Source organism: Zooshikella harenae (assembly GCF_018837975.1).
Lineage (GTDB): Bacteria > Pseudomonadota > Gammaproteobacteria > Pseudomonadales > Zooshikellaceae > Zooshikella > Zooshikella harenae.
In genome coordinates this window covers 1-8,328 of sequence record NZ_JAGSOY010000113.1, presented here as the reverse complement: position 1 = coordinate 8,328, position 8,328 = coordinate 1, and the positions used below count along the sequence as shown (strand labels likewise).

The window sequence follows — 8,328 nt, the reverse complement described above, 5'->3', positions numbered from 1 at the left end:
GGGGGGGCATTAACTTAGGCTAAACAGCATTCTTGTAAATAGATAATCTGATGACGCTTTTACCTTCAATCCTTAAATCTCGTATTTTATACTTCAATAAAAGAACTTTTTTTGTGTTATTCACCTTGATTTGAATGAAAATTGGGTATTCATCAAGTATAATTCCGTGACTTTTAAATTATCTTATAGATCCATTGGCTGTTTAATGAGTCAATGGTAGGGTATTACTGACATGAAAAAAATAATTATTGCTGTTTTAGTCGGACTATTTTCTACAAACGTTCTTTCTGATGATCCTTGGGATGGTGTTGTTAAAGGCCAAATCGAACAAATTGATGTGACCAGTACTGATGATATGACTTTTAGAGTTTTACTAAAAGGTGTCCCTTCAATGTGTAAAAATGATCATAGATTTGCTTACTTGAAGAAAGTTGATAATAGCCCAGTATATGATACATACGTAAGTGCATTATTAGCGGCAAAATTTTCAAAGGCAGAGGTAACGATATATAGCACAAAAGATGAGCGTGGATATTGTCGTATTGGCTATGTTGCTATTCGTTGATTGCGCTCGTTTTTGTTTGCTATGTTAAATTAGGACGCCAATATGTAAGTCACCAATAGGTGGTGTATTTCTTCTACTGATGACTTACATGATAAAAATATTAGAGAAAAAACTCAAATACTCACTTCCCTATGTAAAATAGAAAGCACTCGTTTCCAAGCAAGAACGGCTAGACTCACTGGTTTGCTTTCGGCAATAATTGTGCCTTTTAAGCGCATAATAGGGTATTCAGGGGATTTATTTAGTGATATTTGCAGTGGATAAATACTGGTCACAGGGGTGTTTTTTTGCTGTTGATCTTGGTTTATAGGGATATCTCCACCATGTGTTGATTGAAGCAAGGGCTCATCAATAGAACGTAAATTGACTGATCCTACTTCCGTGACTGTTACAGCTAGTGGCGTTAATTCAGGACTGTCAGGGTAGAATATTGCTGAAGAGGGCTGGAATAGCTGCAAATCTTCAGCGTGAATAAAGGCATTGAGCTGACCTGTTTTTTCACTGGATAAACGGGCATAAGGGTAGTTGTTGTTTATCCACATATTTTTTGCTAGCGCAGGGTCTACCCATGATAATTTCCCTGAAAAGGGAGCATGAACAGTAAGTAGTGCTTTACTTTTTACTAATCCTGATAGTTTGGTTTCTGCTTCGAGTTTACGCCTGAGTAAAATTTCATAATGAATAAGGTGCTCTTTTGATCCCATTATTTGGCGAATTTGTTCATTAATGGCAGCTAGTGTAACTCGAGTGGATTCAATGCTTATATTTAAATCAGGGTTATTAAATCGAATTAGTACTTCACCTTGTTGAATTCGCTTTCCTTCATGAATATTTATTTCATTAACCTGGGCTGGCATAACAGGGTATAGTTTGATTGACTCAGAGGGTACATAAACTGCTGGATATTTTATAGACCATTGCTGAGGTATACCAAACAACAATAGGAGTATAGCTAATAGACTGCTAATGCATATTTTGCGGCGCATTGAGCTATTGGGAAAGTAATGAGTTAACCATAACTTTATTTCTTTAAAAATAGGCATAAGCAATAATTTAAATGTTAAAACAATAAAAAGTATGATCCCTAGTGCTTTGAATACAAAGTTATAGACTACATAAATTATACTTAGAAAGTAAACCAAGCGTACAATCCAGGTAAGCCAGGCATAGCTGATAAGAAATATTCTATGTGCATGGAAGTGGTGAATATGTTCAGGGTAGTGGGCACCGAATATTAAATGGCGTAGTTGCCAGCGGGCGAGGGCAAATGACTTGCTTTGCAGGTTATCGATATTAATTGCATCGGCAAGTAAGTAGTACCCATCAAATTTTAAACATGGATTAAGGTTGACTAGAAGCGTCATAGCAATGCTGGTTGTTATAATAAATGTAAGACAAGTTTGAAAAGAGCCTGCGGGTAAAAACGACCAGATAAATAATGCCAAACCCGCAATGATTAACTCTACCATTACACCTGCACAAGAAATTGCCAGTCGCTGTTGTCGAGATGCAAGTGACCAAGATGCAGTCGTATCAGTAAAAAAACGGGGCCAAAATACTATAAATGCGATGCCAATTGAGGTTATGGGTACCTGAAAGCGAGTAGCCATTAATGCATGACCGAGTTCGTGACAAAACTTAAGAAAAATAAGGCAAATACTGAGTAATAGCCATCCTGATGGTTGGTATAAATAGTTAAATGTATGTGTAAATTGGTCCCACTGGTGGCTTACTAAGAATAAACCTAGGCTGGTTAAAATAAACCATGTAATTATGAAATATTTACTTAAAATAAAGTTGAAGTAGGGTAGCCAGGCACGTAACGCATTCTGTGGTTGAAATAATGAAACATTAAAAAAGCATAATTTTAGTAATGCATCGTGCCAGGTTAGTTTGCGCTTTGGTGGATTTTTTGCGTACTTAATAAGTTGATGTGTGTCTAAAAATTGCTCAACGGATGAAAGTTGTTGTTCATTGATAGCGTGATGTTTTAACTTTTTAAGCAATGTTTCTTTTGTTTGAGAGGTACTCCATTGCGCTAAAATGGTAAATACCGTTTCATCTAAACGAAAGTATTTATGCTGTACGGGATCATATAGTGTCCAGCTGGGTAAGCCTTGTGCTGTTGCCGGACCTGTTTGAATCTGCAGCTCTTGGCGTAATGCAGGTAGCTCATTCATAAGCCTAACCACTGACGAGCAGCAGTAAGAGGGCGTCGGAACAGGTAATAAAAGAGTGTTACTTGTTCACCGTACACTTTGGCTGTGCCTTGTAGGCCTATGCGAACTTGCTCATTTTTAAATTCATTATTGTTAATGGTTAATTGTGCTCGAAGTGGGTAATTTAAACCTACTCCTGGTTTTACATCGGGGAAATAGCTGATTGAGGTCAATTTTGCAGAAATGGGCGTTGTTGCTTCTGCATTACGAAAGAAAAGTACTTCGTTGCCTTTTTTTAACGGAGTAAAGTTTTGTACGCCGAGTGATATAGAAAGCTCAGTGTCATTTGGGTCACTTAAATACATAATGCGTTCACCCATAGTCACTGGTTTGCCAATAAGTGCTTGAGTATCTCCAAAGAGTATGACTCCATCTTTAGGTGCTGTAACATGGGTAAATGCCAGCTGCTCTTTGGCTAGGTTTAATTGAGCTTTTGCTAATTCATATTCAGCCTGCTGTTGTGCAAAAGCTTGGTTATTATATTGCACAAGGGTATTTTGTAATGCTGTTTTATAGCGTGATTCTGCAACTTGTAGTTGTTCTAATTTTATTTGATAGTTATTTTTTAATTCAACGGGTTCATATTGATAAAGAATATCACCTTGCGTAACTAGTTGGTTTGGTTTTACTAAGACTTTACTAATTATTCCTGTTAAGGGGGAGGTAATGGGGATTGGTGTTTGTGGAACAATCTCAGCTGGGGCTAACACTGATAAACGAATAGGCAATATCATAAGTAATATGAGTGTTGTACATATACTGAGATATTTTATAGTTCTTTTTTTGCTAGTGTCAGAGGTTTTTAAACTACCAAAATGATGTTGCTCTACAAGAAAAAGATAGTGGTAGTTTAATAGCTGAATCATTTCCTCATCTGAGCGACACCAGGGTGAGTTCCGGCAATAAAGTAGACCTCCATAACACTTGTTCTGGCTATTAAAAGGAGACCAATAAAATTGGTTTAAGCCGGATTTTTTAAATGTTGCTTGTAATGACTGATCTGAAACTTGGTCAATTGAGTATGTTGAATGCTTATTACTCATTAATTCAGCTTGTATTAATTTTCTTGCAGCGTGTATGAGTGGTGCTTTTTGATTAATATGGTGACTATGACTTACACCATAGACAAAAACTTGTTTATTTTTATAACCGATAAATAAGATAAGGTCATAGTTTAACAATTGATTTGGTGGGCAGGTAACTTGAGAAGCTATAGTTTCTTTGGACTGTTGTTCATAGAGTGTGCTTATAAATTGGTGATAACACGAAATAACAGGTAGTGTACGAGGGGGCGGGGTATCTTTTAGGTGTGCGTGTATTGAAGCATTCATTGCTATGGCTGTAATTGAGAGGTCGTTGTATGAGGTTTATTGTTCAATATTATGATCCCTGTCATACCTGGAGAAACAGGCTGGGATGCCGGTAAATTAGTAAAGTCAGCATAAGCACGGAAAGTATTACTGACGGTGTCAATGACGGGGGCGAGTCGGGTGATTGTTAATGAGGTTGTATTGGGTTGTCCATCAATAATAAAGTTAATCTTATCACCAGGGTGAGTAGCAAAATAATGTTGATAAGGTAGGATCATCTCAACAGATAAATTTTTATTATCAATAATTTCTATGACTGGGTCACCTACATTAATCGTCTGATAAGGTTGGGTAAATGTTTTTACAACCGTACCTGCATAAGGTGCTTTAATTTTACAGCCTTCAACTGTAATTTTGGTTTGTGTCGCTTTGCTTTCGGCTACATCTCTTTCACTGCGTGCAAGCTCAACCTCAAGCTTTCCAATGGCATTGTACTGTTGAAGTGATTGGTTATTAGTAAAGGCTTTTTGTTTGACGCGCCATTCAGCATTAGCCCCTTTATGAGCCGCTTGGTAATGACGGCAGTCCAGTGCCATTAGTAAGTCACCTTGTTTAAACGTTTGGCCTGCTTGAAGAGGTAATTGGGTTATTTTTCCTGCAACTAGCGCTGATAAAATAGAACGCTGCTTAGCCTGAACTATGCCGCGCAGTGAGCTATCAGCTGCATAGCTGGCCGTAGTGATTACACTCATTAATAACGTAAATATTGATTTATTAATAAGTGGCTTTAATATATCAACTTTCATTTCCATTTTTTGTTTTAACACCAACATTCTGCTCGATAAAGTTAAGTCAGTAATAAATTTGTGTAATAAGCTGGTCGCTTTGCTTGTTAATGCTGGCTTTGGTTAATTCTGGCGTGTTTTCAAGTGGTTCCATTCCTGCAGCAAGTAATAATTGGCCATAAGCATACTGGACATCGGCATAACTCAGGTCGCGTCTTAGTTGTCCAAGTAGGTAATTAAGTTCTGCACGGAGTACTTCATTATCACCAATTTTAGCCTTTTGAGCATTGGCTCGTAAATGTTTTACAATGCGTAGTTCAACATGGTCGAATTGTTGTGCATTTTCAAATTCTTTAATGGCTTGTTGATAGCTTTGCCAAGACACATGAACTTGTGCCAGAACTGACATATGCATTGCGAGTCTTCTAACTTTACTCACTTCAACTGCGAGTTCTGCAGACTCTTTGCGTTTATTACCGGCAAATAAACCCATGAGATTATAGCTTAAATCGAGACCAAGATTCCCCCAGTTTTGATTGACCAGAAAATCATTACTATTGTAATAACCTCCTGCTCTTAATTTAAGAGAAGGAAGTAATTCAAGTAAAGCGGCTTTGGCTTCATCGGCAGATATGCGTTCTTTATATGCCTCACCAATTAGCTCTGGACGGTAACGAATACCATGTTGCTCCAGTTGTTCAATTGACATTGCCATGGCAGGGATAGAAAGATCTTCAGGGTTTGGCGCCGCTACGCGAAATTTAGCGCTTGGCGAAACATTAATAAGTTTGGCCAGTTCTGCTTTTGCATGGAGAATATTTTTTCTGAGAATATGTAATTCACGAATAATTGTTAATAAATCACGTTGGTAGACAAGTGTTTTATAAGGTGATTGCAAACGTTTTTTACGAATTTGTTCAGTATTGTCGTAGGCTTTTTCTGCTTTTGCTAAAATAGGCTCTATATAATCCATAATGCGTTGTTGGGCGACTGCACGCCAATAAGCTGCGCGCACATCCAGCAAGATTTGCTGAGACATTTTACGAATTTGTTCTTTGGCCAGTAAATAACGGTCAGCCTGTTGTTTGGCACGGATGTAGGATAAACCAAAGTCCAACACATTCCAGCTTAGCTCTAGGCTGGCTTCTCCTACATCACGTTGTGTGGATGTTGAAGGCTCTAGAGTTTCCTGCCCGGTATCAATTGATCGACTAGAAGACCCATCAATGTTAGTGCGATGATTAAATCCAGCTTTGGTCAGTAAATCTGGTAGCATTTCGTATTTAGCGGCTTCCATTTCTTTGGACGCAAGCATTCCTTCCATCATAGCAACACGCTTATCAAGGTTATATTTTAACGCTCGCTGAAGGGCATCTTCTAGCGTTAACACGCCATTAATTTCAATTTGTTGAATGGCGAGGGCATGTTGATCTTTTTTAATCCGTGCAGAATGTTCCTGTTCGGTAAATGGTACGGGCTGAATACTGCAGCCTGCTATGGCAATAAATAAACTTGAAAGCTGCAATCGAACTATTTTCTTGCTTTTCAACATGCTGTTCCACTCCAGTTCATAGCCCCTTGGTGATGGGCTAAAGTAACAAATAGTTTAATTTTTTTGTAAACAGAGATATTTATTTTGTTATCTTTAATAAATGGTATAAAGGGCACCCTTAAAGTTGTTTTATTAATGCTCATAATGCATCGAAACTAGTCTGTTTAACTGGTTATTAAAAGCACTGTGATTAATAAATGGGTCGATAGCCGCTTGTGCATTAGGCTTACAATTAATTGAACTTGACTCTGTTGAAGAAACTGAACCCGTCGAACCATCGATAAGAACATTTTGCTCAATGGTTTCCCCATTAGCTAAATAAACTTCGAGATGAACTTTTGCGGATTCGCCACTGGAAAGATTCAGGTTAAAAACACCACGTTGAGCATCCAGAGTGAAATTTGCATGGCTTGGAGCTTCCATAACGCAACCACCGTAACCTGTTACGGCTTGTCCATTTATTTGCACAGAGTGGTCAATATAACCTGCCCAGCTGTCGTGTACTTTTTCCACTTCTACAAAAATTAAATCAAGGATATTGGCTTCTGGTTCGCCAAGTACTTTAGTTGTCATGGCATTGGCAACATCACCGCGGTCATGATTGGTGAGGCCAAAAATCATATGTTGAATTCGCTCAGCATCATAATTATGGTGAGGTAACGGATGGTAAATCGCTTTTCCATCAATCGATACCGTAGATGCTGGTTTTAATGATTCAGGTAATGGACTGGATAATAAACTGGGTGGTGTGAGTTCTGGCGATAATGTTGATGTAATTGGAGATGATGTTGGGTGAGGTTTTAACCTGGGTTTAGCTTCAGGTTCTTCTCCACTACTTTCACCATTCACACCAGGTGTTGTAGGATGAGTCGGTATAGTGGGTGTGGCTCCATTTATATCAATGCGAATTTCTGCAACATTACTGGTTCCGCCATCTCCATCTGTAGCAACTACATGAATGATTCGAGTACCTACAGTGGGGTTATCTGGGTTTTGATTAACATAGGTAATTTGTTGGAGTAATGCTGAGACATTTGTTGGGTTCGCATTGCTATTAAAATTAAATTGTAGAGGCACGCCATTTGTGCCACCTGTAAAGGTTCCAATAGGCGTTCCACCATAGCTAACGGTGGAGCCGCTTACTCCTATTTCACCAGGACCATTGCCTTGGTTATTCACTGTTACATCATCTTCTCCAGGTACTAATCCACTGACAAACGTTGCGGTCAGTGTACCTGTGTTAAAATCAGTGCTGGTTGGGTCAACAATAGTAGCTGGTGTACCACCATCGAGAGGAAATGTAGTTGGGTCACCAGGATTCACATTAATAACTTCAGTTAAATTATTAATAGTAGGGTTGATGTTATTGACTGTAATGGTGACAGTTGAAGTGTTACTTGTTGTGCCTTGATTATCAGTAACACTAATATCGATACTTCTTGTGCCAGCCGTTGGATCCGTTGTGTCTGTATTGGTGTACTGTAATTGTTGTGTAAGTGCGGTAACGGCAGCAGGGGTAGCATTTGCATTAAATGTAATAACTAAAGGGGTATTATTGGTACCGCCTGTAAATGTACCAATTGTGGTACCACCATAGGTGACATTGCTACCTGTGACGCCAATCTGACCTGCTCCCGAGCCTTGATTATTTATACTTAAAACATCTTCAGTACTGTCACTACCTGCAGTAAAGGTTGCTGTGAGACTACCGGTATTAAAATTAGGTGCATCATCTGTGACCGTAGCTGCAGTGCCTTGATCTAGAAACGTAGTATTTGAAATGTTTGGCGTAATGCTTTGGCTGTCGCCATCTAAATTACTTACGACAGGTGCTGCATTGGCTAGGTTGAGAGTAACAGTAGCCGTATTACTGGTAGCACCATCTCCATCAGTGGCC

Annotated in this window: 6 protein-coding genes; 1 reads left to right on the top strand and 5 read right to left on the bottom strand. The window is 38.7% G+C overall.

What is annotated here, in order from left to right; all coding sequences use genetic code 11:
- The first annotated feature begins 232 nt into the window (after positions 1-232).
- Positions 233-565: a hypothetical protein gene (locus KCG35_RS22725; RefSeq protein WP_215822150.1), complete on the top strand. Its 333-nt coding sequence runs from the start codon at positions 233-235 to the stop codon at positions 563-565.
- A 113-nt stretch (positions 566-678) separates the two neighbouring features.
- On the opposite strand, the gene KCG35_RS22720 is transcribed toward KCG35_RS22725, so the two are convergent.
- The 5 genes from KCG35_RS22720 to KCG35_RS22700 form a co-directional block, all read right to left on the bottom strand.
- Complete coding sequence (locus tag KCG35_RS22720; RefSeq protein WP_215822149.1) at positions 679-2,745, bottom strand: site-2 protease family protein; 2,067 nt, start codon at positions 2,743-2,745, stop codon at positions 679-681.
- The gene (locus KCG35_RS22715) at positions 2,742-4,115 is read right to left on the bottom strand and encodes an efflux RND transporter periplasmic adaptor subunit (protein WP_215822148.1); all 1,374 of its coding nucleotides are present in this window, start codon (positions 4,113-4,115) and stop codon (positions 2,742-2,744) included. Before KCG35_RS22715 ends, KCG35_RS22720 begins: the two co-directional genes overlap by 4 nt.
- Positions 4,116-4,117: 2 nt before the next feature.
- Positions 4,118-4,921 carry an efflux RND transporter periplasmic adaptor subunit gene (locus tag KCG35_RS22710; protein WP_215822147.1) on the bottom strand — a complete coding sequence of 268 codons (804 nt, stop codon included), beginning with the start codon at positions 4,919-4,921 and terminating at the stop codon, positions 4,118-4,120.
- Positions 4,922-4,946: 25 nt separating this feature from the next.
- Positions 4,947-6,431: a TolC family protein gene (locus KCG35_RS22705; RefSeq protein WP_215822146.1), complete on the bottom strand. Its 1,485-nt coding sequence runs from the start codon at positions 6,429-6,431 to the stop codon at positions 4,947-4,949.
- A gap of 132 nt (positions 6,432-6,563) precedes the next feature.
- A partial coding sequence (locus KCG35_RS22700) for an autotransporter outer membrane beta-barrel domain-containing protein (protein WP_215822145.1) occupies positions 6,564-8,328 on the bottom strand: 1,765 nt, incomplete at its 5' end.